The sequence below is a fragment of the Sphingomonas sp. SRI_018 genome (genome assembly GCF_057586275.1).
This window is the reverse complement of the sequence record NZ_JBYCZO010000001.1, coordinates 1,840,790-1,866,397: the sequence shown is the minus strand read 5'-3', so window position 1 is coordinate 1,866,397 and position 25,608 is coordinate 1,840,790. Positions and strand designations below refer to the sequence as shown.

26 protein-coding genes and 1 tRNA gene are annotated in these 25,608 nt (G+C 69.3%); 14 read left to right on the top strand and 13 right to left on the bottom strand.

What is annotated here, in order from left to right:
• The first annotated feature begins 5 nt into the window (after positions 1-5).
• Positions 6-383 (top strand): hypothetical protein, encoded by a 378-nt coding sequence (locus AC2YHA_RS08705; RefSeq protein ID WP_487401168.1) that lies wholly within the window; start codon positions 6-8, stop codon positions 381-383.
• Here AC2YHA_RS08705 and gspD read toward each other — a convergent pair.
• From gspD to gspG, 5 genes are all read right to left on the bottom strand, one after another.
• Positions 377-2,431: a type II secretion system secretin GspD gene (gspD, locus tag AC2YHA_RS08700; RefSeq protein ID WP_487401167.1), complete on the bottom strand. Its 2,055-nt coding sequence runs from the start codon at positions 2,429-2,431 to the stop codon at positions 377-379. The two genes, AC2YHA_RS08705 and gspD, sit on opposite strands and share 7 nt — an antisense overlap.
• A gap of 14 nt (positions 2,432-2,445) precedes the next feature.
• On the bottom strand, positions 2,446-3,237 hold the full coding sequence (locus AC2YHA_RS08695; protein WP_487401166.1) for a type II secretion system protein N: 792 nt from the start codon (positions 3,235-3,237) through the stop codon (positions 2,446-2,448).
• On the bottom strand, positions 3,234-3,614 hold the full coding sequence (gene gspI / locus AC2YHA_RS08690; protein WP_487401165.1) for a type II secretion system minor pseudopilin GspI: 381 nt from the start codon (positions 3,612-3,614) through the stop codon (positions 3,234-3,236). Before gspI ends, AC2YHA_RS08695 begins: the two co-directional genes overlap by 4 nt.
• A complete protein-coding gene (locus AC2YHA_RS08685) occupies positions 3,611-4,042 on the bottom strand; it encodes a prepilin-type N-terminal cleavage/methylation domain-containing protein (protein WP_233785776.1) in 432 nt (143 codons plus the stop codon). Before AC2YHA_RS08685 ends, gspI begins: the two co-directional genes overlap by 4 nt.
• Positions 4,043-4,203: 161 nt before the next feature.
• On the bottom strand, positions 4,204-4,704 hold the full coding sequence (gene gspG, locus AC2YHA_RS08680; RefSeq protein ID WP_487401164.1) for a type II secretion system major pseudopilin GspG: 501 nt from the start codon (positions 4,702-4,704) through the stop codon (positions 4,204-4,206).
• 10 nt (positions 4,705-4,714) lie between these two features.
• Here gspG and gspL point away from each other — a divergent pair, with 10 nt between their 5' ends.
• From gspL to AC2YHA_RS08650, 6 genes are all read left to right on the top strand, one after another.
• Positions 4,715-5,866, top strand: a complete 1,152-nt coding sequence (gene gspL, locus AC2YHA_RS08675) for a type II secretion system protein GspL (protein ID WP_487401163.1) — start codon at positions 4,715-4,717, stop codon at positions 5,864-5,866.
• Positions 5,863-6,354, top strand: coding sequence for a type II secretion system protein M (locus AC2YHA_RS08670; protein WP_487401162.1), 492 nt, complete (start codon positions 5,863-5,865; stop codon positions 6,352-6,354). Before gspL ends, AC2YHA_RS08670 begins: the two co-directional genes overlap by 4 nt.
• Positions 6,351-7,829 (top strand): type II secretion system ATPase GspE, encoded by a 1,479-nt coding sequence (gspE, locus tag AC2YHA_RS08665; protein WP_487401161.1) that lies wholly within the window; start codon positions 6,351-6,353, stop codon positions 7,827-7,829. The genes AC2YHA_RS08670 and gspE overlap by 4 nt, the downstream gene beginning before the upstream one ends.
• 152 nt (positions 7,830-7,981) lie before the next feature.
• Positions 7,982-9,205 carry a type II secretion system F family protein gene (locus tag AC2YHA_RS08660; protein ID WP_487401160.1) on the top strand — a complete coding sequence of 408 codons (1,224 nt, stop codon included), beginning with the start codon at positions 7,982-7,984 and terminating at the stop codon, positions 9,203-9,205.
• A gap of 180 nt (positions 9,206-9,385) precedes the next feature.
• Positions 9,386-11,647: an EAL domain-containing protein gene (locus AC2YHA_RS08655; RefSeq protein ID WP_233785781.1), complete on the top strand. Its 2,262-nt coding sequence runs from the start codon at positions 9,386-9,388 to the stop codon at positions 11,645-11,647.
• A gap of 361 nt (positions 11,648-12,008) precedes the next feature.
• A complete protein-coding gene (locus AC2YHA_RS08650; protein WP_487401159.1) occupies positions 12,009-12,548 on the top strand; it encodes a superoxide dismutase family protein in 540 nt (179 codons plus the stop codon).
• On the opposite strand, the gene thpR is transcribed toward AC2YHA_RS08650, so the two are convergent.
• The gene (gene thpR / locus AC2YHA_RS08645) at positions 12,545-13,081 is read right to left on the bottom strand and encodes an RNA 2',3'-cyclic phosphodiesterase (RefSeq protein ID WP_487401158.1); all 537 of its coding nucleotides are present in this window, start codon (positions 13,079-13,081) and stop codon (positions 12,545-12,547) included. The two genes, AC2YHA_RS08650 and thpR, sit on opposite strands and share 4 nt — an antisense overlap.
• Positions 13,082-13,201: 120 nt before the next feature.
• On the opposite strand from thpR, the gene AC2YHA_RS08640 reads away from it, so the two are divergent.
• Both AC2YHA_RS08640 and AC2YHA_RS08635 read left to right on the top strand, forming a co-directional pair.
• Entirely contained in the window at positions 13,202-13,930 is a 729-nt protein-coding gene (locus AC2YHA_RS08640) for a Bax inhibitor-1/YccA family protein (RefSeq protein ID WP_487401157.1), read from the top strand.
• Between the two features lie 130 nt (positions 13,931-14,060).
• Positions 14,061-14,339 carry a hypothetical protein gene (locus AC2YHA_RS08635; protein WP_233785785.1) on the top strand — a complete coding sequence of 93 codons (279 nt, stop codon included), beginning with the start codon at positions 14,061-14,063 and terminating at the stop codon, positions 14,337-14,339.
• Between the two features lie 216 nt (positions 14,340-14,555).
• Here AC2YHA_RS08635 and AC2YHA_RS08630 read toward each other — a convergent pair whose 3' ends face one another.
• The 3 genes from AC2YHA_RS08630 to AC2YHA_RS08620 all read right to left on the bottom strand — a co-directional run bounded on the left by AC2YHA_RS08630 (position 14,556) and on the right by AC2YHA_RS08620 (position 17,301).
• The gene (locus AC2YHA_RS08630; RefSeq protein WP_487401156.1) at positions 14,556-15,185 is read right to left on the bottom strand and encodes a DUF4893 domain-containing protein; all 630 of its coding nucleotides are present in this window, start codon (positions 15,183-15,185) and stop codon (positions 14,556-14,558) included.
• Positions 15,186-15,228: 43 nt separating this feature from the next.
• Positions 15,229-16,014, bottom strand: a complete 786-nt coding sequence (locus AC2YHA_RS08625; protein ID WP_487401155.1) for a 3-hydroxybutyrate dehydrogenase — start codon at positions 16,012-16,014, stop codon at positions 15,229-15,231.
• A 135-nt stretch (positions 16,015-16,149) separates the two neighbouring features.
• Positions 16,150-17,301 carry a patatin-like phospholipase family protein gene (locus AC2YHA_RS08620; protein ID WP_487401154.1) on the bottom strand — a complete coding sequence of 384 codons (1,152 nt, stop codon included), beginning with the start codon at positions 17,299-17,301 and terminating at the stop codon, positions 16,150-16,152.
• Between the two features lie 135 nt (positions 17,302-17,436).
• Here AC2YHA_RS08620 and ypfJ point away from each other — a divergent pair, with 135 nt between their 5' ends.
• The gene (gene ypfJ / locus AC2YHA_RS08615; protein WP_487401153.1) at positions 17,437-18,339 is read left to right on the top strand and encodes a KPN_02809 family neutral zinc metallopeptidase; all 903 of its coding nucleotides are present in this window, start codon (positions 17,437-17,439) and stop codon (positions 18,337-18,339) included.
• Between the two features lie 156 nt (positions 18,340-18,495).
• Here the strand turns inward: ypfJ and AC2YHA_RS08610 are convergent, their stop codons facing one another.
• From AC2YHA_RS08610 to AC2YHA_RS08595, 4 genes are all read right to left on the bottom strand, one after another.
• Positions 18,496-18,999, bottom strand: coding sequence for an SRPBCC family protein (locus AC2YHA_RS08610; protein WP_487401152.1), 504 nt, complete (start codon positions 18,997-18,999; stop codon positions 18,496-18,498).
• Complete coding sequence (locus AC2YHA_RS08605) at positions 18,983-19,339, bottom strand: ArsR/SmtB family transcription factor (protein ID WP_487401151.1); 357 nt, start codon at positions 19,337-19,339, stop codon at positions 18,983-18,985. Before AC2YHA_RS08605 ends, AC2YHA_RS08610 begins: the two co-directional genes overlap by 17 nt.
• Before the next feature lie 521 nt (positions 19,340-19,860).
• Positions 19,861-20,847 (bottom strand): NADP-dependent oxidoreductase, encoded by a 987-nt coding sequence (locus AC2YHA_RS08600; RefSeq protein WP_487401150.1) that lies wholly within the window; start codon positions 20,845-20,847, stop codon positions 19,861-19,863.
• 132 nt (positions 20,848-20,979) lie between these two features.
• Complete coding sequence (locus tag AC2YHA_RS08595) at positions 20,980-22,044, bottom strand: DUF2171 domain-containing protein (protein WP_487401149.1); 1,065 nt, start codon at positions 22,042-22,044, stop codon at positions 20,980-20,982.
• Between the two features lie 232 nt (positions 22,045-22,276).
• Here AC2YHA_RS08595 and AC2YHA_RS08590 point away from each other — a divergent pair.
• From AC2YHA_RS08590 to AC2YHA_RS08575, 4 genes are all read left to right on the top strand, one after another.
• Positions 22,277-22,352: transfer RNA gene (locus tag AC2YHA_RS08590), tRNA-Ala, on the top strand.
• Positions 22,353-22,496: 144 nt separating this feature from the next.
• A complete protein-coding gene (locus AC2YHA_RS08585) occupies positions 22,497-24,071 on the top strand; it encodes a hypothetical protein (protein WP_487401148.1) in 1,575 nt (524 codons plus the stop codon).
• A gap of 36 nt (positions 24,072-24,107) precedes the next feature.
• Positions 24,108-24,869 (top strand): NUDIX hydrolase, encoded by a 762-nt coding sequence (locus AC2YHA_RS08580; RefSeq protein ID WP_487401147.1) that lies wholly within the window; start codon positions 24,108-24,110, stop codon positions 24,867-24,869.
• Complete coding sequence (locus tag AC2YHA_RS08575; RefSeq protein ID WP_233785795.1) at positions 24,866-25,606, top strand: extensin-like domain-containing protein; 741 nt, start codon at positions 24,866-24,868, stop codon at positions 25,604-25,606. Before AC2YHA_RS08580 ends, AC2YHA_RS08575 begins: the two co-directional genes overlap by 4 nt.
• The last annotated feature ends 2 nt before the right edge of the window (positions 25,607-25,608 follow it).

Genomic DNA, 25,608 nt, shown 5'->3' with positions numbered 1-25,608 from the left:
TCGCGATGGCGATGCCGCTCTGGCTGCTTCAGCCGGACCGCGCCGTGGCACCCGCCGGGCCGGCGGCGCCCCTTGCCGCGCCGCTCGTGCCGCCGCCGCTGACCGCCGTCTTCTCCCGATCGCTCTTCGGCGCGGCGTCACCCGAGGCGGAGGCGCCGCTGCCGCCGGACGCGCCGCAGCTCGTCGGCATCGTCGGCCGGATCGGCAGCGATGCGGTGGCGATGGTGCGATCGGGCGACGGCACTGGCCGCACGCTGCGGCCGGGCGAGAGCGTCGACGGCTGGACGCTCGAATCGCTCGCGATCGACGCCGCCTTCTTCACCCGCGGCGGCCAGCGCCTGCGCGTACCGCTGCCGGCCGGCGACGAGGCCGCGCCTCAGTAGATCCCGTTGACCTCCAGCGTCAGCCGCGGCCCCGGCGGGTTGAGCAGCAGGCTGCGCTTGTCGCGCACGGTGGCCTCATGGCCGCGCAGCTTGGCATAGCGCTCGTCGGTCGCCGCCTTCGCCGCCGCGCCGTCGCGCAGGATGGTCGGCTTCAGGAAGATGAACAGCGTGCGCTTGACCTGCCCTTCGCGCCGCGACTTGAACAGCTCGCCGAGCACCGGGATGTCGCCGAGCAGCGGCACCTGGCTCTTGGTCTGCGACCGGTCGTCGGAGATGAGGCCGCCGAGCACGATCGTCTGGCCGTCGTCGGCGAGCACGGTGGTGTTGATCGCGCGCTTCTGGGTGATGATGTCGGCGGCGGTCGACAGCTGCGTCGACGAGATCGCCGAGGCTTCCTGGCTGATCTCCAGCCGGATGGTGTCGCCGGCGTTGATCCGCGGCAGCACGCGCAGGGTGATGCCGACGTCCTTGCGCTCGATGGTGTTGAAGGGATCGGCGTTGCCGTTGTTGGTGATGATCGATCCGGTGAGGAAGGGCACTTCCTGCGCCACCACGATCTCGCCGACCTTGTTGTCGAGCGTGGTGATCTGCGGCGTCGACAACAGGTTCGACTTGGTCGAGGTGCCGAGCGCACGTACCAGGATCGAGAAGTCGTCGCCGATCGTGATATTCCCGCTCAAGCCCTCGCCGAGCAGATTTGCCGCAGGCACGCCAAGCGCGCCGAGTATTCTCGCCAGTGAGGGTCCAGGCGACTCGAACGAGGTGCCGACACCCTCGACCTGGCTGAGCGCTGCGGCGGAGGTACCGATCTGCACGGCCAGCTGCTCGGCATCGTCGCCGATGATCTCGGCGATCGCGGCCTCGATCAGCACCTGCGGGCGGCGGACGTCGAGGTCGGGGATCAGCCGCTCGATGTTGCCGACCGCGCTCGGCGTGCCGCGCACCACTATGGCATTGATGTCCGGCGCCGGCTGGACGGTGATGTCAGGGGTCGAGAAGCCCTGCGGCGTCCCCTCCTGCTGGTTCTGGCCGACGGTGGAGATGCTGCCCGTCGTGCCGCCCTGGCCGGCCGCGCCCGCCAGCGCGCCGGCGGCATTGGCCTGGTTCGACGCGTTCTGCGCGATCAGGTTGCCGAGCTGTGCGGTCGGGCTTGCGCCGCCCGGCGAGCGGCGCTGGGAAAGGCTGCGCGCGACCGGGTTGGTGACCGCGCCCTGCTCGCCCAGGATGCCGCGCAGCACGTCGGTCACCGATTCGGCGTCGGCATAGTTGAGGCGGAACACGCGCGTCACCGGCGTCGCGCCGCCCGGCGCGTCGAGCGCCTGCGCCATCCGCCGTGCTTCGGCGACCGCGGCAGGCGTGCCGCGCACGACGATGCTGTTGCTGCGCACGTCGCCCGCGACGCGCGTGCCTTCGCCCATCACGGCCTGCAGCGACTGGGCGATGTCGGCGGCGTTGCCGTTCTTGAGCACGATGGTGGTGAAGGTCGACCCGCCGCCGCCGTCGAGCGAGCGCGCCAGCGCCTCGATGCGGCGGACGTTGTCGGCATAGTCGGTGACGACGATCGCATTGGGCTGGGTGAGCGGCTCGACCGAGCCGAAGGTCGCGACCAGCGGCCGCACGATCCGCGCCGCATCGGCCGAGGGGACGTTGGACAGGCGGATCATCCGCGTCACCAGCTCCTGCCCGCCCGCCCCTCGGCCGGGCACGCCGCCGTCGCGCACGGCGTTGGCCGCCGGCACGATCCGCCACGCGCGGCCGGAGCGCACCGCCGCGAAGCCGTTGGCGCGCAGCACCGACTGGAACAGGTCCCACACGCCGGCCTGGCTCAGCGGCTCGGCGGAGGTGACGGTGACGACGCCCTTGACCGCCGGGTCCAGGATCAGCGTGCGGCCGGTCAGCCGGCTGATCTGATCGGCGACGTCGGCGATCTCGACGCCGCGCATGTTGACGACGATATCGTTCGGCGCGCCCTGCGGCTCGGTCTGCGCGCTCAACGCGGAGCTCGCCAATATCAGCGCGAGCATGGAAAGGCGGATCGGATGGGCCACGGCGGGAATGCTTCCTATCGGATGGGGACGGTGAGCGTCAGCCGCTTGCCGTCGCGAAGGACCTGGATCTGGGCGGTGCCGTCCTGCTGCGCTTTCATCAAGGCGTCGCGGGCGGCGTCGGGGCTGCCGAGCGACGCGCCGTTGAGGGACTGGACGACGTCGCCCGACTGGAGCCCGGGCGGCGCCCCGTCGCCGACCTGATAGCCGCCCGAGACCGGCCGCGCGCCGAACTGCTGCATCAGCGTCGCGGCGGACGGGGCGGCCGGAGGGGCCGGCGGTGCGGTGGGTCCGGGTGCCGCGGCAGGGGCCGGCGCGCCCGTCGGGCTCGCGGCGGGCGCCGGAGCCGGCTGGGCGAAGGGATCGGGGAAGGCGAGCGATTCGAGCCGGCCGTTGTTGCGCAGCAGGACGCGCTTGGGCTCGATCGCCTCGATGACCGCGCCGGCGACGCTCTCGCCGACGCGATAGGTCTTGGTCTCGCTGCCCGCCGCGATGAAGGCGCTGGCGAGCTCGGCCGGCCGCGCGAACACCAGCCCCTTGAGCTCGATCTGGAGCGCAGTCGGCACCGCGCCGTCGCCGGGCGCGCCGCGGCCGAACGGGGCAAAGGCGAGCGCCGGCGCCAGGTCGGGCGGCGGCGGGGCGGGGCGGGCGGTCACCGGCACGCTCACCGCGCCGGTCCCGGCGTGACCCGCGAGCCGCCAGGTCAGCCCCGCCAGCGCGAAGGCGACCGAGACGATCACCAGCCCGGTCAGCACGTCGAGCGCGAGCTTGATGCGATAGGGCGTGAGCTGGAAGCGGCCCTGCGTCATGAGCGCCGCGCCTCCCGCGGTCCCAGGTCGAGGAAGCCGTCGAGCACCGCGGAGGGCGTCTTCTCCCCGGCCGCCGACACCTGCACCCGCACCTTGGCGATCTCGGGGTCGTCGGTGGCGGTGCGCGTCACGCCGACCTGCCAATCCTGTCCCAGCATCGCCACCTGGTCGCTGCCCGTCGCGCCGAGCGTCAGCTCCGCCATCCGGTTCTCCGCCACCCACATCGCGGCGGCGCGGCGCTCCATCGCGCGGGTCGAATCGATATGCTGCTCGACCGCGCCGATCAGCCCGACCGTGGCGATCGCCAGCACCACGAGCGCGACCAGCGCCTCGATCAGCGAGAAGCCTTCGCTGCCGGTCCCCCCCGCGGCTGTCATGGCGTCGACGCCGGCATGGCGACGGCGGTGAGGCCGTCGTAGCGGACGATCCAGCGCTGCCGCCCGCTGGTGACGGTGGCGACCAGCGGCTTGGCGGCGCCGTCGAGCCCCAACACCAGCGGGGGGCGCTCCGACAGCGTCATGGTGATGCCGCCGGGCATGCGGTGCGGGTCGATCTCGGGCCGGCCGCCGGGGATGGTGCCGTCGGCGTTGACCCGGGCGAAGCCGTAGCCGCCCTTGTCGGCGGTAAGCGCGATCATGCGGTCCCCCAGCATCGCATCGTCCGCCGCCGCCTGCAGCCTCAGCGCGAACCGCCGCGCCTCGCTCTCGACCGAAGGCGCACGGGTGGCGGCGCCGACGCTCAGCGACACCGCGCCCGCCGCGATGCCGATGATGACGAGGACGATCAGCACCTCAACCAGGGTCATCCCCAGTTCCTCCCCGGCACGGGGAGGGGGACCGCCGACCGAAGGTCGGTGGTGGAGGGCGCCCCGACGCAAGCGAATCGCCCGTGGCCGGGCCCCCTCCACCACCAGCTTCGCTGGCGGTCCCCCTCCCCGTACCGGGGAGGAATTAGGGCCGCCCAACCTCACTTCTTCCCCACGATGTCCGCGTCGAGCCCCTCGCCGCCGGGCTTGCCGTCCTTGCCGAGCGACATCAGCCGGAACCCGCCGGGGGCAGGGGACTCATAGACATAGGGATGCCCCCACGGATCGACCGGCACCTCGGGCAGATAACCCTCGGGCGACCAGGCCGGCGGGAGCGGCGGCGTGACCGGCTTCTCCGCCAGCGCCTTCAGTCCCTGCGCCGTGGTGGGGTAGTCCCCGTTGTCGAGCCGGTACATCTTGAGCGCGGCCGAGATGGTGCGCAGGTCCGTGGTCGCGGTCGTCACACGCGCCTGATCCGGCCGGTTGATGACGTTGGGAACGATCAGCGCGGCGATCAGCGCGATGATCACCAGCACCACGATCATCTCGACCAGGGTCACGCCCGCCTCGCCCCCGCCTTCTCCGGCGCGGGACACACGAACCTTGCGGGCGGCGGCAAGCGCTGCCACGGTGTCACGAAACTGTCGGAAAACAATGCGCATTCGCGGTCCCATGGCCCTCGCCCGTGACACATCCATTACAGCGGAAGCGTGGGAAAACGCCAGCGCCCGCGCGCGCTCGTCCAATGGGGGTAGTGGCCCCGCCGGAGTCTGGACGCTCGTCGGCGACGCGCTCACCGCCGCCGACGAGGACGGACCCGCCACCGTGCTGGTCCCGACCGAGGCGGTGCGGCTGGTCGCGGTCGACCTGCCGGTCTCCGGACGCGCCAGGCGGCTGGCGGCGCTGCCCTTCGCGGTCGAGGACATGATCGCCGAGCCGGTCGAGAGCGTGCATCTGGCGCTGGGCGCGGAAATCGCGCCGAAGCGGTTCCTCGTCGGGGTGGTGCGGCATGACCGCATGGCCGAATGGATCGCGCGACTCGAGGATGCCCGGCTCGACCATGCCGCGCTGGTGCCCGACGCGCTCGCCTTGCCGAGGCCCGGCGAAGGCGAATGGGCGGTCGAGCTCGGCACCACCCGCGCTCTCGTGCGTGCCGGCGACGGAACGGGCTTCGCCGTCCCCGCGCCGATGCTGCGCACAGCCTGGGAGGCAGCCGGCCGCCCGCGCGCGATCGCCTATGGCGCGCCGTTGCCGGAGGACATGGCAGCCGGCACCGGCGCCATCGCCGCCGAGCCGCTCGCGCGCCGCGTGCTCAACCCCGCGCTCGACCTCCGGCAAGGGCCCTATGCCCGCCGCCGCAGTGCCGTTCCCGGCTTCGGCCGGCGCCTGGCGATGATCGCCGGCCTTGGCCTGCTTGCCCACGCTGGCATCGCCGCCGCCGACACGCTGATGCTCCAGCGCATCGCCGACCGCCGTGCCGACGACCTCAAGACGCTGGTCGCCACCATGGCGCCGGGCGCGAACCTTGCGGGCGAGGACCTCGCCGGCACGGTCGCCGACATGCTGCCGCCGGCCGGAGCGGGGGCAGGGGGTGCCGATCCCTTCCTACCGGTCGCAGCGCGGATCTCGACCGCGCTTGCACCGCTCGGCGGCACCGTTCCGGTCAAGGCGATGACCCTCGCCGACGGCATCTTCACCATGGCGATCGACTCGACCGATCGCGCGCTCGCCGCCCGCATCAACGCCGCGCTGCGCGAAGGCGGCGTGGAGGCGAAGGTCGCGACGGCGGCGGACGGTATCCGCATCACCGCGGAGGCAACATGACCGTGCTCCGGATCGCCGATTCGCCGATCGCGGCGCGCCTGACCAGCTGGTGGGCCGGCCTCACCCGGCGCGAGCAGGTCATGGTCGGCGGGCTCGGCATCGTCCTGGCGGCGCTGGTCCTCGTCTTCGGCGTGGTGAAGCCGCTCCAGGCTGCCCGTGCCCAGGCACTTGCCGACATCCGCACCTACGACACGCTCAAGGCGCGCGTCCGCGCCGGCGGCACGCTCGGCACCGCTCCCGGCCCGGCACCGCGCACCGGCGCTCCCGCGGAGGTCGTCACTGCCTCGGCGAACAGCTTCAACCTGACCGCGCAGACCGAACCCACCCCCGGCGGCGTGCGTGCGACGATCGCCGAAGGGGGCTATGATGCGGTGATGAACTGGCTCGCCGACATCGCCCGCACCAGCAGCCTCTCGGTCACGCGCGTCGATATCCGCAAGCGTCCCGCGCCCGGCATGGTCAGCGCGACGGTGGAGTTCCGCGGATGACCGACACGCTCGTCGCCGCCCCGCCGCGGCTCCCCTATAGCTTCGCACGCCGCACCGGCGTGCTGCTCCAGGCCGATCCCGGCGGCGTGGTGTGCCTCCACCGCCCCGACGCCCCGCTCGACGCTATCCTGGAGGTGCAGCGCATCGCGCCCTGGACCAGCTTCGTCCCGGTGACCGAGGAGGCATTCGCCGCCGAGCTGTCGCGCACCTACGGCGAAGGCGCCGCGCAGGCGGCCGAGTTCGAGATGGACGCGACCGACCTCGCCGCGCTCGCCGACTCGGCCGCGGCGGTCGACGATCTGCTCGACACCCGCGACGATTCGCCCGTCATCCGCCTGATCAACGCGCTGCTGCTCGAGGCGATCAAGGAAGGCGCCTCCGACGTCCATGTCGAGACCACCGAGAAGCGGCTGGTCGTCCGCTTCCGCATCGACGGCGTGCTGCGCGACATCGTCGAGCCGCAGCGCGCGCTGGCGCCGCTGCTGGTCAGCCGCATCAAGGTGATGGCCAAGCTCGACATCGCCGAGAAGCGCGTGCCGCAGGACGGCCGCGTGACCCTGCGCATCGGCGGCCACGACGTCGACGCGCGCGTCTCGACCATCCCGACCCAGCATGGCGAGCGGGTGGTGATGCGCCTGCTCGAGAAGGGCTCGCTCAAGCTCGACCTCGGCGGCCTCGGCATGAGCGAGCGCGACCAGGAGGTGTTCACCCGCCTGCTCGACCGGCCGCACGGCATCCTGCTCGTCACCGGCCCGACCGGATCGGGCAAGACGACGACGCTCTACGCCGCGCTCACCCGCCTCAACGACCGCAAGCGCAACATCATGACGGTCGAGGATCCGATCGAGTACGAGCTGCCCGGCATCGCCCAGACCCAGGTCAACCCGCGCACCGACATGACCTTCGCCCGCGGCCTGCGCGCGATCCTGCGCCAGGACCCCGACGTGATCATGGTCGGCGAGATCCGCGACCACGAGACCGCGGAGGTCGCGGTGCGATCGGCGATGACCGGCCATTTCGTGCTGTCGACGCTCCACACCAACAGCGCGATCGGGTCGGTCACGCGCCTGATCGACATGGGCGTCGAGCGCTATCTGCTCGCGCCGATGCTGGTCGGCCTCGCGGCGCAGCGGCTGGTACGGCGACTGTGCCCCGACTGCCGCTGGCAGGACGTCGCGACCGAGGCCGATTCGCGGCTGCTCGGCGGCGAGCTCAAGCCCGGCAAGCCGATCTGGCGCGCCGGCGGCTGCGACCATTGCCACGGCGAGGGCTATCGCGGCCGCGCCGGCATCTACGAGGTGGTGGCCATCGACGAGACGCTGCAGGCGATGATCCACGACGGCGCGTCGGAGGCCAAGCTCGAGAAGGAAGCGCGCAAGAAGAACCCGTCGCTGCTCGACGACGGCGTCGCCAAGGTCCGCGCCGGCATCACGACGGTCGAAGAGGTCGCGCGCGTGACGCGCGAGGAGGGGTGAGTAGAGCCCGCAAGATCCTCCCCGGCACGGGGAGGAGGACCATGCGCAGCATGGTGGAGGGGGCTCTCCGCCAGCGACTCGCCAAGCGGCGAGCCCCCTCCACCACCGCCTTCGGCGGCGGTCCCCCTCCCCGTGCCGGGGAGGATCTTTAAATGCCCGCCTACGCCTACAAAGCGGCCGACAAGGCAGGCGCCACCCGCAAGGGCATCGTCGAGGCCTCGTCCCCCGTCGCCGCCCGCGCGCTGCTGCGCGAGCAGGCGCTGCTGCCGCTGTCGGTCGAGCCCGCGTCCGAGCGCCGCGCCGGCTTCGGCGAGTTCCGCCTGCCGCGCCTGCGCAAGGGCATCACCTCGCGCCAGCTCGCGACGCTCACCCGCCAGATCGCGACGCTGGTCGGCTCCGATATCCCGGTCGAGGAGGCGCTACGTCTCGTCGCCACCCAGTCCGATTCGGGCGCGGTCAGCTCGCTGCTGCTCGACGTGCGCGGCGCCATCCTCGACGGGCGCAGCTTCGCCACGGCGCTCGGCAACCATCCGAAGGCGTTTCCGGAGTTCTACCGCGCCTCGGTCGCGGCCGGCGAGAGCTCGGGGCGGCTGGCGCATGTCCTCAACCACCTCGCCAATTTCGTCGAGACGCGCCAGGCCAATGGCCAGAAGCTCCAGCTCGCGCTGCTCTACCCGGCGCTGCTGGCGGTCGTATCGGTCGGCGTGATCGTGATGCTGATGATCTACGTCGTGCCGGACATCGTGCGCGTGTTCGTCTCGCGCGGCGCCGATCTTCCATTCCTGACCCGCGCGCTGATCGCGATCAGCGCCTTCCTCCAGCATTACGGGCTATGGCTCGGCCTCGCGATCGTGGCGGGGAGCCTCGTGTTCGGCCGCTGGGCGAGCGTGCCCGCCAACCGCCTGAAACTCGACCGCTTCTTCGTCGAGCACCGCCCGTTCCGCCGCTTCGTCCGCCAGCACAACGCCGCGCGCTTCGCCGGCAGCCTGGCGACGCTGGTCGACAGCGCGGTGCCGCTGGTCGAGGCGCTCCAGGCCGCCGCGGCGGTCACCCCCAACCGTTGGATCCGCGAGCGCGCCTTCAACGTCGCGACGCGCGTGCGCGAAGGGCTCAGCCTGCGCGCGGCGATGGCCGAGGCCAATGTCTTTCCGACGATGCTGACCGCGCTGGTCGCGAGCGGCGAGAGCTCGGGCAAGCTCGCGCCCGCGCTCGGCCGTGCGTCGTCGGAGCTGGAGCGCGAGCTCGACGCGCTGGTGGCGACGCTGGTCGCGCTGGTCGAGCCGATGGTGCTGCTGCTGATGGGCGGCATGGTGCTGCTGATGGTGCTTGCGATCCTGCTGCCGATCATCAACCTCAACAATCTGGTGACGTTGTAGGCATCGCCGGCTCCAGTGTGGCGATGCGTTGATTTCCCACATTCTTTGGCCGGCGGCCAAGCTTTGTTAACCAAGGCGCGTTAGCCCGGCAGGGTGATCTCTGGCCGTTTCTTGCCGCTTGCGCAGCCGCGGGGCCATCCGACCGCCTCCGCGAACGCAGGGGTGCGCCCGACCAGCCGCGTGAAGATTCTGCTGTGGGCGTTCGGGGTAGCGTTCGTCACGGGCTTGCTGGGTCTGGGGCTGCCGATTGAAGATTATTACCGGATGGCGCGCAATGCCATGCGGGCCCACCCGCCGTCCGGTGACATTGTGGTCATCGGAATCGACGACCGCAGCCTTGAGCAGGTGGGAAGCTGGCCGTGGCCCAGGACCCGGCATGCCGAACTGGTGGATCGCCTGAAAGCAGCGGGCGTGAAGCGGATATTCTTCGATATTTTCTTCAACTCCCCCGCGCATCGCGGCGAGGATCGGGCCTTTGTCGATGCGATGAAGCGCGCCGGCAATGTCTATCTTGCCGGGTATAGCGCCACGGCCCGTGTCGGCGGCTTCAGTGAGAAGCTGCCGATCCCCCCGCTTCGTGCGGTCAGCCGGCTGGTGAGCGTCAACGTCCGCTATAGCGGCACGATGTCCGTCCGGACGCTGCCGTACGCAAGCAACATTCGCGGAGTCACGACATCCTCGCTTGCGGCCACGCTGGCGAACGTCGCCGGCCCCGCCGACATTCAATTCCCGATCGACTACGCCATCGACATCGAGCGGTTGCCGACCGTCAATGCAGCCGAGGTTCTGGCCGGCCCGCCAGGTTTGGCCGAGCGGCTTCGCGGCAAGGATGTCGTCATCGCCGCCGCGTCCCAGGAGATGGGCGACGTCTATTATGTCCCCGGCCAGGGGCAGGTGAACGGCGGCTTCATCAATGTTCTTGGCGGCGAGACGCTCAAGGAGGGACGCCCGATCGACCTGGGCTGGTTGCCGGCGCTCGGCATCGGCCTCCTCCTGGCGGCAATCAACCTGTTGGCCCGACGGCGTTGGGTCGGCCGTCTCGCGCTCGCAGCTGCCGCGCTGGGCGTTACGATCGTGCCGTGCATCGCCGAAATGAACCTGATCTTCTTTCAGGTGATCCCCGCCGCACTGCTCGTCGGGATCGTCGTGGTGAGCCATGCCTGGGCGAAATTCCGCCAGTCGTACAAGGTTCGCGGGAACATCAACGCCTTGTCGGGCTTGCCCAACCTCAATGCCCTGCGCGGCGAGAATGTGCCCAGCGATGCCGTGCTGGTCGCCGCGCGCGTACGGAACTTCGCCGAGATCAGTTCGGCGCTTCCGCCTGAAAGCGAGCGCGCGCTGATCAACCAGATCGTCTCCCGGCTGGCGCTCGGCGCGCGCGGTGCTCGCATCTATCAGGGGGACGAGGGCATTTTCGTCTGGACCTCCAATGCCGAGATCGCCGGTGCGGATCAGCTGGAGGCGCTCCATGCCCTGTTCCGAAGCCCGGCGCTGATCGATGGTCGTGCGGTTGACCTCGCCGTCACCTTCGGCGTCGATGCCGGTAGCAACCGCAGTCTGGCGAACCGGATCGCCGCAACCTTGGTCGCCGCCGATGAGGCGGCCGCCGAAGGGCTGCGCTGGAAGGCTTATGATCCCGCGAAGCTGGCCGATGCCGAGTGGAAGCTATCGCTGCTCGGACGGCTCGACGCCGCGATCGACAGCGGCGAAATCTGGGTCGCCTACCAGCCGCAGCTCGACCTTGCGTCGGGACGCATCGTCGGCGCGGAGGCGCTGGTGCGCTGGTCGCATCCGGAGAAGGGAGAGGTCAGCCCTCAGGAGTTTGTGCTCGCGGCCGAGCAGCATCATCGTATCGACAAGCTTACCGAGTTCGTCCTGTCCGATGCGATCAAGACGGCAGCCTCCTTTGCGGCGCGCAATGTGGAGCTCGACGTCGCAGTCAATATCTCCGCTCGGTTGCTCGAGAAGCCGGGCCTGGTCTCGCTTGTCCGCAGGTTGCTTGCCGAAGCGCGCCTCGCTCCCGAGCGTTTGACGCTCGAAGTCACGGAATCGGCGGCGATGACGAGCGGCCGGGCCTCGATTCGCACGCTGGAGGAAATCGGCTCGCTCGGCATCAACGTATCGATCGACGATTACGGCACCGGCTTCTCGACGCTCGAATATTTCAAGCGGATTCCCGCGACCGAAGTGAAGATCGACCGCAGTTTCATCGCGTCGCTCGATCGTAACGCCAGCGACCGCGTCATGGTGCGGTCGACGATAGAGCTAGCGCATTCATTGGGTAGGAGCGTCGTCGCAGAAGGCGTTGAAAGTCGCGAAGTTCTTACCGAGTTGACGAAGCTCGGCTGCGATCGTGCGCAAGGCTATCTCATCGGACGGCCGATGAAGCTGATGGGGCTGACTAAGCTGCTATTGGAGGATCACAAGTCGAGCGCCGCCTGATGTCCCGAATTAAGATTCTGAAAATGGTAAATATATTGTAAACGAGCCGTCGCTTTGATAAAGCGCTCCCTGCGTGCCGTCCCGTGGCGGCACAGGTGGAATCTTCAGGGAGCTGAGCAATGAAGAAGATGCAGCGCCCGGCGCGCGGCCTTTGGGACTGGCTTTCGACCGGTCACTGGGATGGCGGCGACGGCGCGGGTGGCGTGAACGGCTAAGCCGCACGCAATCCGTTCAAAAGGACAGAAGCCCCGGCTCCGGTCGGGGCTTTTTTCTTGCCTGACGTCCCGTCCCGGCACAGAAGCCGGCATCCGGCCGGAACCTCCGTCCTGCCGGACCATTTCCGTGATGGAACAAGGGAGAGATGGCGATGACCAGGATTCTGGCGGCGGCGGCGCTGCTGATCGCGGCGGGTTGCGCGAATCAGGGGACCACGCCCGCGGCCGAAGCCGCGGCACCTGCGGCCGGCTCTGCGGTCGCGGACCTCGCCGATGCGAAGGGCGCGCCGGTAGGACGCGCGGTCGCGACCGAGCACGGCGGCATGGTCCACCTCAGCGTCGAGGCACGCTCGCTGCCGCCCGGTGTTCACGGCATTCACGTCCATACCGTCGGCCGCTGCGACGCGCCCGACTTCACCACCGCGGGCTCGCACTGGAATCCGGCCGGCAAGCAGCATGGCGCCGAGAATCCGCAGGGCCCCCATGCCGGCGACATGCCGAACCTCACCATCGGGGCGGACGGGCGCGGCAGCCTTACCTTCATGCTGCCGTCGGGCACGCTCGACGGGATGCTCGATGCCGACGGCGCGGCGCTGGTGATCCATGCCGCGGCGGACGACCTCAAGACCGACCCGTCCGGCAACAGCGGCGCGCGGCTCGCCTGCGGAGTGTTCCGGCGCAGCTAATCCGCGAGCGGATAGCGCGCGACCGGTTCGTAGGTCGCCCGGCTGCGGCCGAGATGGCTTTCGAACAGCAGGAAATGGTCGAGCGTGAAGGGCGGGCCGGCGAGGCCCGCCTGGTCCGCGAGGAAGCGCTCGACCGCCTCGCGCGGGACGTTCAGCCGCGCCAGCGTTATGTGCGGCAGATAGGCGCGGCGCTCGGGCTCGCAGCCGGCGCGGACCAGCGCCGCATCGATCTTGTGATGGAGCGCGGTGATCGCCTCGGTCGGACGGATGCCGGCCCACAAGGTGTTGACCCGCCCCCGGCTGTCGAACGCGCCGACGCCGGCGACGGCCAGGTCCAGCGGCGGCGCATGGATCGTGTCCAGCGCCGCGGCGATGTCCTCCGCCTGCGGCCGGTCGACCTCGCCGACGAAGCGCAGCGTGACGTGGAGCTGGCCGTCGTCCTGCCAACGCGCGCCGGGGATGCCGCCCATCATCGCGAGCAGCCTGTCGCGCACCGCCTGAGGGGGCCTCAATCCGACGAAGAGCCTGTGCATGATTTCTGTGTCTAAATGTTGCTGACGGACGAAGCGATCCCGGTTTCGCTTGAAAGCGGACGGCCCAAGGGCGATATTCAGCGCATCCGGCATATTGCCGGGCAAAGGAGCTGTTTGAAAATGGCAAACTGGTCTGACCCCCGGATGGGCGCCGCGAATTTCGCGCAGGCCGCCGCGCGCGCGGGCGCGTATGACGAGGGGCTCCGGTCCTACATGCTGTCGGTTTACAACCGCATGGCCTCGGGCGTGCTGCTGACGGGCATCGTCGCGCTGGTCTTCGCCTATTCGGGCGCGGCCGCCACGGTGATGACGACCCCGCTCGCCTGGGTGATCATGCTGGCGCCGCTCGGCTTCGTGATGGCGCTGAGCTTCGGTGCGAACCGCATGGCGACGAGCACGATGAGCCTGTTGTTCTGGGCCTTCGCGGTGGTGATGGGCCTGTCGCTGTCGACGGTGTTCCTGGCCTATACCAACACCTCGATCGCGGGCGCCTTCTTCGCGACCGCGGCGGCGTTCGCGGGCCTCAGCCTCTATGGCTACACGACGAAGCGCGATCTGGCGCCGTTCGGGACCTTCCTGATCATGGGTCTGGTCGGCCTGATCGTGGCGAGCCTGGTGAACCTGTTCCTGCAGTCTGGCCCCATGGGGCTGGTGATCAGCGTGATCGGCGTGCTGCTGTTCGCAGGCCTCACCGCCTATGACACGCAGAAGATCAAGAGCCTCTACTTCGAGGTGCAGGGCACCGAGATCGCCGGCAAGACCGCGATCCTGGGCGCGCTCAGCCTCTACCTCGACTTCATCAACATGTTCCTGTTCATCCTCCGCCTGTTCGGCAGCAGCCGCAACTGACGGAAGCGGGAACGGAACCACCTTCGGCCCGGCGGGGAGACTCGCCGGGCCTTTTCATTTCCGCGGCCGGCTGCCGGAACGGGGTGCCGCCACCATTCGTTACTCTCCTGAAACGCCCAGGAGAGAGGCCATGAACGACGTGAAGGACAAGCACGACAAGAAGACGTCGGCCGCGCCCGACGCCGCCAAGGCGCCGGGGCAGAAGCAAGATGCCGGCCATGACGAGTCGATCCAGGAGCGGCTCCAGCGCCGCCCCGACAGCCGCGAGGCGCGGCTCGACCGCGCGCTCGACGAGTCGATGGACGCGAGCGATCCGCCCGCCTCGACCCAGCCGATCCACAGCCACGAACCGCCCAAGTCATCGGGCTACAGCGAGGAGGAGGAGAAGGCGCGGCAGGAAGACGCCTGACGGCCGTAACCGCATCCATCCCTACGGCGGCAGCGAGCGGTCTCGCTGTCGCCTTTTTAATTTGCCGAACCTGCGCGGCGGTTAGAGTCCATCCCGTTCGGATTGAAACAGCGTCAGTGCTCCTGCGAAGGCAGGAGCCCAGGCCGCAAGCGATGCACCCATGATCCAAGGCTCCTGCTTTCGCAGGAGCATGATTCCGCTTCATTCGCGCAAAATCTAAGCCGCAGGCGCCAGCTCGATCACATCGAGCAGCGATTCGTATGCGGGATAGGGCAAGGCGATCCGCCAGCGGCGCTCGCCGACGCGCTCGACTACCCCCGCCATGTCGCGCGCGTCATCGCGGCCGTACTGGACCGGCACCATCTCGTCGCCGAACGTCAGCGTGCCGAGGAAGATCGCCCGCGCATTGCTCTCGCGGTAGATGCGCCCCATCGGACGCTGTGGACCTTCGTCCTTGCGAAAGCCGAGGACGTCACCGTCCGCCTCGATCCGGCATCGCGACCAGGGATAGGCGGTGAAGTCCGCGGCGGCGGACCCCTCCTTGGCGCCGAGCTTGAAGGTGCGGCATCGATAATCGCCGGCGGGCGGCATCGCCCCGGTGAGCGCCAGGTCGGGCTCGAACAGCGTGCCGCCGGCGGTGATCTCCGCGCCCTTGCCGGCGCCGCGGGCCTTGTCGAGCGCCTCGATCCACGCGTCGCGCCAGCGCCGAAGCCGGTCGCGATCAGGATCGGTGGCGACCGCGCGCCAGTTCGCATGGACCGGCTCGGCGGTGGTGCAGACCTTCTCCGCCTTGCCCGCACAGGCGGCGAGCAGCGAACAGGCGAGCAGGGCGGGGAGGCTGCGCATCGGCTGCGACTGTGCCCGTCCGCGGCGCCGCTGCCAAGCGCCTCTATTCCGCGGTCCACCCACCGTCGACGGTCAGGTTGGCGCCGGTGATCTGCGCCGCCTCGTCGCGGCACAGGAACAGCGCGAGCGCGGCGACCTGATCGGGCTGGACGAACTCCTTGGTCGGCTGCGCCTCCAGCAGCACGTCGTTGATCACCTGCTCGCGCGTCAGCCCGCGCGTCTTCATCGTGTCGGGGATCTGGTTCTCGACCAGCGGGGTCCAGACATAGCCCGGCGAGATCGCGTTGACGGTGATGCCGAACGTCGCCGTCTCCAGCGCCACCGTCTTGGTGAGGCCGGCGATGCCGTGCTTGGCGGCGACATAGGCCGACTTGTTGGGGCTGGCGACCAGGCTGTGCGCCGAGGCGGTCGAGATGATGCGGCCCCACTTCCGCTCCTTCATGTGCGGCACCGCGGCGCGCATGACGTGGAAGGCGGAGGACAGGTTGATCGCGATGATCGCGTCCCATTTGTCGATCGGGAAATCCTCGATCCGCGAGACGTGCTGGATGCCGGCGTTGATCACGACGATGTCGGGGCCGCCCAATTCGTCATGGCAGCGCTGGACCATCGCCGCGATCTGGTCGGGCTTGGTCATGTCGGCGGCGTCGTAGAGCGCGCCGGCGCCGCTCGCCTCGGCGAGCTTGGCCCGCTCCGCCTCGATCGCCGCCGCGTCGCCGAAGCCGTTGATCACCACCGCCGCGCCCGCGCCCGCGAACGCCTTGGCATAGGCGAGGCCGATGCCCGAGGTGGAACCGGTGACGAGAGCGGTCTTGCCCTTGAGGAACATAGCTGACTCCTAGTTCAAATCCGTTCGTCCCGAGCGAAGTCGAGTGACCTTGCCGGACGAGGCAAGGCGGCCTCGCTCGGCTCGGTGCCGTGTCTGGACTTCGCTCGACACGAACGGTGGGGGAAGAAACACGGCCTACCGCCGCGTGAGGTCGAACGCGGCGGTCTTGCCGTCGAGGATGTTGCTCGCGACGAGCTGCGCGTTGGCGACGGTCTCGTCCACCGCGGCGCGGCCGGCGGCCCAATGCTCGCGCATCGTCCGCGCCGAGAACTCGAAGTCGCGCGCGCCGCCTTCCCAGGCATTGGCGCGGTAGATCAGGTGGACGACGTTGACCGGCCATTCGTCGGCCTCGTCGGCGAGCTTGCGCACCTCCGGCATCTCGCACAGCTCCGCCGGCAGCTTGGCGAGCATCCTGCGGATCGCCTCGCGCTCCCGGCGCAGCCTCAGCCGTTCGTCGGAGATGGCACGCGTGCGGCTGGAGAAGCGGATCTCCTTCTCGCGCGCTGCGACGTCCAGGATCGTGCGCGGCATCTCCGCCGTCGCGGAGAACAGGTCGACCTGGAACACCAAAGTATCGCAGCTCTGGTGATCGAGCACATGCGTCAGCGGCGTGTTGGAGACGAGCCCGCCGTCCCAATACCAGCGCCCGTCGATCTCGACCGGCGGCAGCCCCGGCGGCAACGCGCCGGATGCCATGATGTGGCGCGCGTCGATGCGGTCGGTGGTGGTGTCGAAATAACGGAAGTTGCCGCTCTCGACGTCGACCGCGCCGACCGACAGCCGCACCGGCCCTTTGTTGAGCAGCTCCCAGTCGACCAGTGCGTCGAGCGTCGCCGCCAGCGGCGCCGAATCATAGAAGCTGAGCGCTTCGGGAGTGCCGGGCGTCGCGAACGTCGGCGGGACGGGGCGCGGCGTGAAGAAGCCCGGTACCCCCATCAGCATCACCGCGCCCGCCGACCATTCGTGGACGAACTCGCGGACCTGGTCCTGCGGGTAGATGGGGAAGCTCGGCAGCGCCGAGGTGGCCGTGTCCCAGAAGGCCTGGAGCCGTTCGATCCGCCGCTCGGGCGGATTGCCGGCGACGATCGCGGCGTTGACCGCGCCGATCGAGATGCCTGCGACCCAGTCGATCTCGACGTCGGCCTCGCCCAGCGCCTCGATCACGCCGGCCTGGTAGCTGCCGAGCGCGCCGCCGCCCTGCAGCACCAGCGCCACGCATTCCGGCAGCGGCAGCGCCGCCGCCCGCGAGCGGGTAGGGCGTTTCGCCTGGGGCTCGGCATCGGCCATCGCCGCTCTCATGCCGCAGTGCAGCGAGTCGGGGCAAATGAAATCCGGTTCATGTTGGCGGGCGGCGGGAAGCGATTGCAACTGCGGCGATCCCGGCGCATTCATGGCCGGACGGCAATCAGGGGAGGCCGGGCAATGCGGCTCGACGATCTCGATCCAAGCAACAATGTCGAAGATGGCGGCTTTGGCTCGGTCGGTCGCGGTGGCGGTGGCCTGCCGGTTCTTGGACTGCTGCTGCCGTTTCTGTTTCGCGGCAAGATGGGTTGCGGAACGGTGGCGCTGCTTTTGATCATCGGCGCTGTCTACCTGTTCTCCGGCGGGCTTGGCGGGATAACCGACGTGGGATCGGGGCCGGCCACGCAGCAGCAGAGCTCGACGGCTGGCCAGCAGGGTGCCCAGGTCTGCAACACCGCCGAGCGGCTGTTCACGTGCCGCGTCCTGGCATCGACCGAGCAGGTCTGGGGCAAGATCTTCCAAGCGAGCGGCCAAGTCTATCAGCCGCCGAGGCTACGTTTCTATTCGGGCGGCACGAACTCCGGCTGCGGCCAGGCTTCGTCGGCCGCCGGGCCATTCTATTGCCCGCCTGATCAACGTGTCTTCCTCGACACGACGTTCTTCGACGAGCTTCAGAACCGCTTCGGTGCCAGAGGCGATTTCGCCCAGGCCTATGTGATCGCGCACGAGGTCGGCCATCACATCCAGACGCTGACCGGCACCTCGCAGCGTGTGCAGCAGGCCCAGCAGCGCGCCGGCCGCGTGCAGGGCAACCAGCTCTCGGTGCGGCTCGAGCTGCAGGCGGATTGCTACGCCGGCGTCTGGGCCAAGCAGAGCGGCCGCCTGGAGCCCGGCGACGTCGAGGAGGGCATGACCGCCGCCCGCGCGATCGGCGACGACACGCTCCAGCGCCAGGCGCAGGGGACGGTGGTGCCCGACAGCTTCACCCACGGCAGCTCCGACGAGCGCATGCGCTGGCTCCGCCGCGGGCTGGAGACGGGCGACCCCGCGCAGTGCGACACGTTCAGCGGGTCGATCGACTAGGCGGTGAGCTGATAACGGGGAACGGTCGAGGCTGACGGTTAGCTGTTTGGGGCAGCGACAGGGGTTCGGCGGATGCGCGCTCGGCTCCAGCCGGAAAGGCCGATGGAGTCCTTTCCCAAAAGCAGACGTTCCCCGAGGCGATTTTCCCGACCCGCGCTACTCGCCGATGCTGGAAAGCAATTCGTCGAGTTGCTCCAGCTGCTCCGGCAATGCGGCCGCCGAGCCCTGCAGTGCTTCCTCGAGCGCCTCCTTGGACGGATAGGCTTCGTGGAAACGCAGCAGCGTCTTACCGCCCTGGTCCTCGAAGGTCACGGTCGTGACCGCGCCCTCTTCGCCCTCGTCGTTGGTCCAGACGATGCGCTCGTTCGGCACCACCTCGAGATACTTGCCGTAGAAGGCCATGGTATCCGAACCGCCGGCGCTGAATTCCAGGCGATATTTGCCGCCGGTACGGACGTCCATATCGCACGATACCAGCGAAACGCCGGATGCCGATCTTGGCATCCACCAGCGCTGGAACAACTCAGCTTGGCTCCACGCCCGGTAAACCATGCTCGGCGGCGCATCGAATGCCCGCGTTACGACGAGTTCGCGATCCCCTCTGCGCTCGATTGACGTGCGGTTCTGCGCACCGCCTGCACTGCTAACCTGCTGATTCATCGCTTCCCTCCTGTTTCATTTCGCTGATGATTTCGTCCAATGCGTCGAAGCGGGCCTCGAACAGCTTGCGATGCGCCTCGATCCACTCGGCCTCCGCCTCGAGGCCGCGTTTCCCGAGCTTGCAGGTCCTCACCCGTCCGACCTTCTGCGTGACGACGAGCCCCGCCCGCTCGAGAACCTGGACGTGCTTCTTCATGCCGGTCAGCGTCATCTGGAACTTGTCCGCGAGACTGGTGATCGACGCGCTCCCTCGCCCAAGCTGATCGATGATCCCGCGGCGGGTCGCGTCGGACAGCGCCGCAAACGAGAGATCGAGGGGAGGGCTTGAATACTGAACCATATAGTTCAGTGTCTAGCCTGCTCGCGCAGGAAGCGCAAGCGTCCCGAACTTTCCATGCCGTAGACCGGTCATCCGAGGCGCGTGCTCGTGCTCGACATGCCGGGTGCGATCCGGAACCGGGATGGTCGCCGTCTCTCGCGCCTTGCAATGTAGGATTTCGCCTGCTTGGCTGGTCGGGTCCGAGCTGCGCGAGGCGCCGGTCCGCTCTTTGATTCTGTCGATCCCATCCCGCGTCGCGCCGCTGTCGCGTCCCCGCCGCATCCCCGGCGCGTCAGCGTCGCGCTGCTGGCGCGCCTCTGTCGCGCCCTTGGCGCGCCGCTGTCGCGTTGCCGTCGCATCCCTGTCGCGTCGGCGCCGCGTTCCCATGTGCCGGCTCGCGTGCACCTGCCCCGAGTCAATTTAGTCAACATTTTCGGGGCAATCCGACACCAGAAACGCAATCCGGAAAGGGGCCCGCTCTACCCGTGACTTTCGTGACCTTCGACGGATTTCCGCGGGTTTCCGACGCCTGTCGCCGTCTCTCAGAGGCGCACCAGCATCTTGCCGGTGTTGGCGCCGCTGAACAGGCCGAGGAAGGCGTCGGGCATCGCCTCGATCCCGTCGACCACCGTCTCCTCCCGCCTGAGCTGCCCGGCGGCGAGAAGCGCGCCCATGTCGCGGTAGAACTCGTCCGCGCGGTGCATATGGTCGAAGACCAGGAAGCCGGTGATACGGATGCGTGCGCCGATCACGCGGGCGAGGTAGCGCAGGCTGGTCGGCTCGGCGCGGTTGTAGATGTCGATCATCCCGCAAATCGCGAAACGCGCATGCAGCCGCGCGGTGGCAAGCGCGGCATCGAGGTGGTCCGCGCCGACATTGTCGAAGTAGACGTCGATGCCGTCGGGCGCCGCCGCGCGCAGCCCGTCCAGCACAGGCCCGGCCTTGTAGTCGATCACCCGGTCGGCGCCGAGCGAGCGCACCCAGGCGCATTTCTCCGCCCCACCCGCCGAGCCGATCACCGTCATCCCCTTGGCCTTGGCGATCTGGACCACGGTCGATCCGACCGCACCCGCCGCGGCGGAGACGAACACCGTCTCGCCCGGCTTGGCCTCGGCGACGTCGAGCAGGCCGAAATAGGCGGTCATGCCCGGCATCCCGAGCTGCCCGAGGAACGCCTGCGGCGGCACGTCGAGCGCCGGCAGCTTCTGCGCCTCGTCCGCCGGCAGCGCCGCTTCCTCGCGCCAGCCGCGCATGTGCTGGACGAGATCGCCCGGCGCGAAGCCGTCCGCCCGGCTCTCGACCACCTCGCCGACCGCGCCGCCGGTCATCGGCTCGCCGAGCGCATAGGGGGCGGCATAGCTTTTCGCATCGCTCATCCGGCCGCGCATATAGGGGTCGACCGACAGCCACAGGTTGCGCACCCGGATCTCGCCTTCGCGGAGCGCGGACGGCTCGATCTCCCTGAGCGCAAAGTCGCCGGCCTGCGGCAATCCCTGCGGGCGGCGTTCGAGGGTCCAGGCGCGGGGCATCGTCGCTCTCCCATTCGGCTTTCGAGTCATGGGTATGGCCGCCGCGCCCGCACCGCAAGCGCGTGATGCGAAAACGCCCGGGCGGCGAGGCCCGGGCGTTCCATAGCTGGGTCGGGCAGGCGCCCGGCCGGCTCAATAGGTGCCGGAGAAGCTCCGGTTGAGGTTGGTCGCGCCCTCGTCGGTATCGCGGTCGCGGTCGCGGCCCGATCCGAAGAAGGCGCTCGAGCGCTCCTCGTCGCGCCAGTGCGTCTTCGCTTCCTCGGCCGACTTGATGATCGTCACCCTACCGTCGACCGACTGGATCCAGCTCGACGGGATCGAGTGATGGCGGCCGCCCGCGTCGGCATCGCTCTTGGTCAGGACGATGCGGTCGCCGCGGACGCAGTCGACGGTGCCGACATGCTCGCCGTCGGAGCCGACCACCTCCATATGCTCCTCGACCTGCTGCAGCGCGCTGCGCTGGGTCTGGCGGTTCGAGCGCCAGGTGCCGAACTCGCTCTCGAACCGGCGCGCATTCTCCCGGCGATATTCGTCATAGTCGCGGTCGAGCGCGTCGATCTGCGAGCGGCGCCAGTTGTGATAGTCGCGGTCGTGGTGGCCGTAGCCTGCCCAATTCTGGCCACGCTCGCCATAGCCCATGCGCTCGTCATAGCGCTGGTCGAGCTCGCGGCGGCGCTCGGCATCCTCGTCGCCGAACCACGAGCGGACCTCGTCGCCTGCCCGCGCCATGAAGCCGCGGTCCTCATAGTCGTAGCCCTCGGGCACGCGGCCAAAGTCGCGGCGCCCGCGATAGCCGCGCTCGCGCCAGTCGTCGCGGCCGCCGCGATAATCGCGCTCATATCCGCCGCGCCCGGTTTCGGTGAAGCGATGTCCGTCATGGGCATAGGCGCCGCGATAGTCGCCGCCGAAATTCTGCTGGCCGTAGCCCTGGCCGCGGTAGCCGTAATAATCGCGCTCGCCATAGCCGCGCCGGCCATAGTCGCCGGGCCGCTCGTACGACGCACCATAGCCGCCGCCATAACCGGTGCCGCCGCCGCGGAAATTGCGGTCGTAGCGCGGGCCGATCACTCCGGCGGCCTCGTAGTTGCGGGCGCTCGAATAGCTGTAGTCGCGGCCGGATCCGTAGTCGCGGCCATAGTCCTGATCCTCGCGGTCATAGTCGCGCGTGAAATCGTCGTTGCGGAAACGGTCGGTCATGTCCTGCATCCTTCCTTCGAACCTGTCTGGATGCGCGCCGCGACGGCGGCGGCTCCTCCGGGGAATCAAAGGACGACGACAGCGAATGTTCCGCGCCGGACGGCGCCCGGGGCGACGAAACGGGCCAGCCGGGCGTTGAGAAAAAAGCTTGCGCGATGGGCGTTGCATCGCCCGAACCATGCCGCTAAGGGAGCGCCTCCCGACGGCCACGGCCGGGCGGGACCGGGAGTGCGGGGCTGTAGCTCAGATGGGAGAGCGCTGCAATCGCACTGCAGAGGTCAGGGGTTCGATTCCCCTCAGCTCCACCATCGCCTCCCGTTTGAAATTCCACGATTTTATCCCGGCCGCCTGACCCACGCTCGACTGCGCATCGGCACGTCGGAGCGCGGCGGGCTTGATCCTGAGCGGCGATAGAGCATTAAAACCGCATGGTTTTGCGTAAACGACGGTCGATGCCCGCGGGCTTCGCCATCACCGCCGCGCTGCTGCTGGCGCCCTTTGCCCTGTCGCCGCTGTCCGCCGCGGACCCGGCGCCGTTCGACCTGCCGGGGCCGGCGCTCGGCATCTCCGTCACGCGTAACGGCGTCACGCTGCCGATCGGCGAGGTACCGGCGCTGGCGGAGGGGGACAAGCTGACGATCGCCGCCGACCTGCCGGAGGACCAGCGCGCCCGCTTCCTGCTGCTGTCCGCCTTCCTCAGCGGCGCGACCAACCCGCCGCCCAAGGACTGGATCCGCACCGCCGAGACCTGGAAGCGCAAGGCCAAGGACAAACGCCTCGCCCTGACGGTGCCGGAGGGGGCGAGGCAGCTGGTCCTGTTCCTGGTCCCCGAAACCGGCGGAGCGTCCGACACCATCACCGACGCGGTGCGCGGACGGCCGGGCGAGTTCGTCCGGGCGACGCAGGATCTCAACCAGGCGTCGCTCGACCGCTCGCGGCTCAACGTCTTCATGGCTGCGATCCGCGCGCAGGAGGACACGCATCCCGAATATCTGAGGAGCATCGCCCCCAGGCTGGCGCGCAGCCTGTCGATGAAGCTCAACGCCGATTGCCTCGCCCAGGTGATCGAGCAGCAGGCGGCCTGCCTCCTCGAGAACCGCGATTCGCTGATCCTCGCCGACGTGCACACCAGCTCTCTGAGTGAGACGCTGGTCGGCGCGCCGACCGATCTCGCCCTGCAGCTCAGCTACACGCGTGAGGGCGGCCTCGGCTATTACAGCCCCTATATCGGCGTCGTCCGCGACATCGCCCGGGTGTTCGGCGCGTTCAGCAATCCGCAGTTCGGCTATCTTCCGACGCTGAGCCTGCGGCAGGGCGACCGCGTGTCGCTGCTCCTCAACGCCGCGCCGTCGTTCGCCAAGCCCAAGTCGGTGATGGTCGTCTCGATGCCCGCGATCGGGCCGGATCGCCCGCCGCAGCTGCACAATGCGGCCGAGCGCCCGATCTGCGCCACCCGGCCGAATGCGGTTCTTCCCGTCGAAGGCGCGCCGCTGATCTATTCGACCGGCTATGCGCGCAACATGAAGGTGCGGTTCGCTGCGGCGTCGGGCCGCACGCTCGACGTGCCGGTCAAGGCGCGCCCGGACCTCGGCGGCTATGTCTGGGCGGGTGCGATTCCCGCTGGCGCACCGAAGGGCGCGGTCACCGCCCAGCTCCATGGCTTCTGGGGATTCGATCCGTTCGACGGACCGCAATTCGACCTGCAATTCCCTAGCGATGCGGGATGGAGTGCCGGAGACGGCGCGCCGTTGGCGGCCGGGCGCGACAACAAGGTGATGCTGAGCGGGCCGGCACCTGCCTGCGTCGAGAGCATTGCCATGCGGTCGGGCAATGCACCTTCGCGGCCGATCGCCTGGACCATGGCCGACGACGGCCGCATCGCGGTGACCCTTCCGCTGCGCGAGCCCCCCGGCGGCGAAGTTGCGATCGAGATCAGGCAGTTCGGTGCCGCCAAGCCCGTGAAGCTGCCCTTGCCGGTCCAGGCGGAGGCCGCGCCGGCCGCGACGCCGGCCCCGCCCGCGCCTTGATTGCCGCTGCCCGGCCGCCGCTCTAGATCAGGAGACATGGCCGATCAGCCCGCAGCGATCATCCCTGCCGCCACCGTCGTCGTGATGCGCGACCGCCCGAGCGGCGCGCCCGAGCTGCTGATGCTGGAGCGGTCGGCTGCGATGTCCTTCGCCGGCGGGGCGCTGGTGTTTCCCGGCGGACGGGTCGATCCCGGCGATCGGGCGCTGGCGGAGGTCGGCGGTGCCGACGATCCCGAGGACGCCGCCGCACGGATCGCCGCGGTGCGCGAGGCGATCGAGGAAGCGGGAATCGCGCTGGCGCTCGATCCGATGCCGGACGCCGCTGTGCTCGGGGAGATGCGGGCGGCGCTTCACGGCGGGATGCCCCTTGGTGAGGCACTCGAGAGGGTGGGAGCGGGGCTCGCGCTCGACCGGCTGGTGCCGTTCGCGCGGTGGCTGCCGCTCGGCGTCCCGCATCGCATCTTCGACACGCGCTTCTATCTCGCCCGCGCACCCGAAGGCGCGGCCCCGAGCGTCGACGCGACCGAGAACAGCCGCCTGTTCTGGGCCACCGCCCGCGACGTGCTGGACGAGGCCGACGCGGGCCGCGCGACGATCATCTTCCCCACCCGCCGCAACCTCGAACGGCTCGCGCTGTTCGGCGGCTTCGACGATGCGGTTGCCGATGCCCGCGCACATCCGGTGCGGACGATCACGCCGCACGTAGAGATGCGGGACGGCGTCGAGCATCTCTGCATTCCGGACGATCTCGGCTATCCCGTCACCGCCGAGCGGCTGACCCGTGTCCGGCGCGCATGAGCAAACCCCGCAAGACGCTGTGGAAGCTGTGGTGGACGGTCAAGAACGCCTCCGTGCTGCTGGCGTTCCTGTTCGTGCTCTATGCGCTGATGAAGGCGCGGCCGCAGGACCTGCCCTGGACTGAGCTCGACCTTGCCGAGACGCCGGGCATTTCCACCGGCGACAAGCTCATGGCGCTTGGCGGGGACTTCGCCGAATGCCGTGCGCTGCTCGACAAGGCCGGCGTGCGCTTCACGCCGCTGGCGCCGCTCGCCGACGGACAATGCGGCTACAGCAATGGCGTTCGGCTGGATGATGGGGGATCGCAGCAGATCGCCTTCTCACCTGACCGGCTGGGCGTGTCCTGTCCGGTCGCGGCGGGGCTGGCGATGCTCGAATGGAACGTGATTCAACCCGCCGCACAACGCCATTTCCGCTCGCGCGTGGTGCGAATCGAGCATCTCGGCAGCTACAACTGCCGCCGCATGTACGGCCGCAGCACCGGCGACTGGAGTGAGCATGCCCATGCCAACGCCCTTGACGTTGCCGGCTTCGTCCTCGCGGACGGAACGCGGATCAGCGTGCTGAAGGATTGGCAGGGGCAGGGGGAGAAGCCGCGCTTCCTGCATGAGGTCCGCGACGGCGCGTGCGAGTTGTTCGCGACCGTCCTGTCGCCCGATTACAACGCTGCGCACCGCGACCATTTCCACATCGATCAGGCGCAGCGCGGCGCGCTCGGTTCGCGAGCGTGCCGCTAGTA

Bases quoted from the DNA above. Each gene is read 5' to 3' on its own strand.
- gspG (WP_487401164.1), bottom strand. From the start codon at position 4,704: ATGCGCATTGTTTTCCGACAGTTTCGTGACACCGTGGCAGCGCTTGCC.
- AC2YHA_RS08635 (WP_233785785.1), top strand. From the start codon at position 14,061: ATGAACGACGTGAAGGACAAGCACGACAAGAAGACGTCGGCCGCGCCC.
- AC2YHA_RS08600 (WP_487401150.1), bottom strand. From the start codon at position 20,847: ATGCCCCGCGCCTGGACCCTCGAACGCCGCCCGCAGGGATTGCCGCAG.
- AC2YHA_RS08695 (WP_487401166.1), bottom strand. From the start codon at position 3,237: ATGACGCAGGGCCGCTTCCAGCTCACGCCCTATCGCATCAAGCTCGCG.
- AC2YHA_RS08685 (WP_233785776.1), bottom strand. From the start codon at position 4,042: ATGACCCTGGTTGAGGTGCTGATCGTCCTCGTCATCATCGGCATCGCG.
- ypfJ (WP_487401153.1), top strand. From the start codon at position 17,437: ATGCGGCTCGACGATCTCGATCCAAGCAACAATGTCGAAGATGGCGGC.
- gspI (WP_487401165.1), bottom strand. From the start codon at position 3,614: ATGACAGCCGCGGGGGGGACCGGCAGCGAAGGCTTCTCGCTGATCGAG.
- AC2YHA_RS08660 (WP_487401160.1), top strand. From the start codon at position 7,982: ATGCCCGCCTACGCCTACAAAGCGGCCGACAAGGCAGGCGCCACCCGC.
- gspE (WP_487401161.1), top strand. From the start codon at position 6,351: ATGACCGACACGCTCGTCGCCGCCCCGCCGCGGCTCCCCTATAGCTTC.
- AC2YHA_RS08585 (WP_487401148.1), top strand. From the start codon at position 22,497: ATGCCCGCGGGCTTCGCCATCACCGCCGCGCTGCTGCTGGCGCCCTTT.
- AC2YHA_RS08670 (WP_487401162.1), top strand. From the start codon at position 5,863: ATGACCGTGCTCCGGATCGCCGATTCGCCGATCGCGGCGCGCCTGACC.
- AC2YHA_RS08610 (WP_487401152.1), bottom strand. From the start codon at position 18,999: ATGAATCAGCAGGTTAGCAGTGCAGGCGGTGCGCAGAACCGCACGTCA.
- thpR (WP_487401158.1), bottom strand. From the start codon at position 13,081: ATGCACAGGCTCTTCGTCGGATTGAGGCCCCCTCAGGCGGTGCGCGAC.
- AC2YHA_RS08630 (WP_487401156.1), bottom strand. From the start codon at position 15,185: ATGCGCAGCCTCCCCGCCCTGCTCGCCTGTTCGCTGCTCGCCGCCTGT.
- AC2YHA_RS08705 (WP_487401168.1), top strand. From the start codon at position 6: ATGGCGATGCCGCTCTGGCTGCTTCAGCCGGACCGCGCCGTGGCACCC.
- AC2YHA_RS08575 (WP_233785795.1), top strand. From the start codon at position 24,866: ATGAGCAAACCCCGCAAGACGCTGTGGAAGCTGTGGTGGACGGTCAAG.
- AC2YHA_RS08605 (WP_487401151.1), bottom strand. From the start codon at position 19,339: ATGGTTCAGTATTCAAGCCCTCCCCTCGATCTCTCGTTTGCGGCGCTG.
- AC2YHA_RS08650 (WP_487401159.1), top strand. From the start codon at position 12,009: ATGGCGATGACCAGGATTCTGGCGGCGGCGGCGCTGCTGATCGCGGCG.
- gspL (WP_487401163.1), top strand. From the start codon at position 4,715: ATGGCCCTCGCCCGTGACACATCCATTACAGCGGAAGCGTGGGAAAAC.
- AC2YHA_RS08640 (WP_487401157.1), top strand. From the start codon at position 13,202: ATGGCAAACTGGTCTGACCCCCGGATGGGCGCCGCGAATTTCGCGCAG.
- AC2YHA_RS08580 (WP_487401147.1), top strand. From the start codon at position 24,108: ATGGCCGATCAGCCCGCAGCGATCATCCCTGCCGCCACCGTCGTCGTG.
- AC2YHA_RS08625 (WP_487401155.1), bottom strand. From the start codon at position 16,014: ATGTTCCTCAAGGGCAAGACCGCTCTCGTCACCGGTTCCACCTCGGGC.
- AC2YHA_RS08620 (WP_487401154.1), bottom strand. From the start codon at position 17,301: ATGGCCGATGCCGAGCCCCAGGCGAAACGCCCTACCCGCTCGCGGGCG.
- AC2YHA_RS08595 (WP_487401149.1), bottom strand. From the start codon at position 22,044: ATGACCGACCGTTTCCGCAACGACGATTTCACGCGCGACTATGACCGC.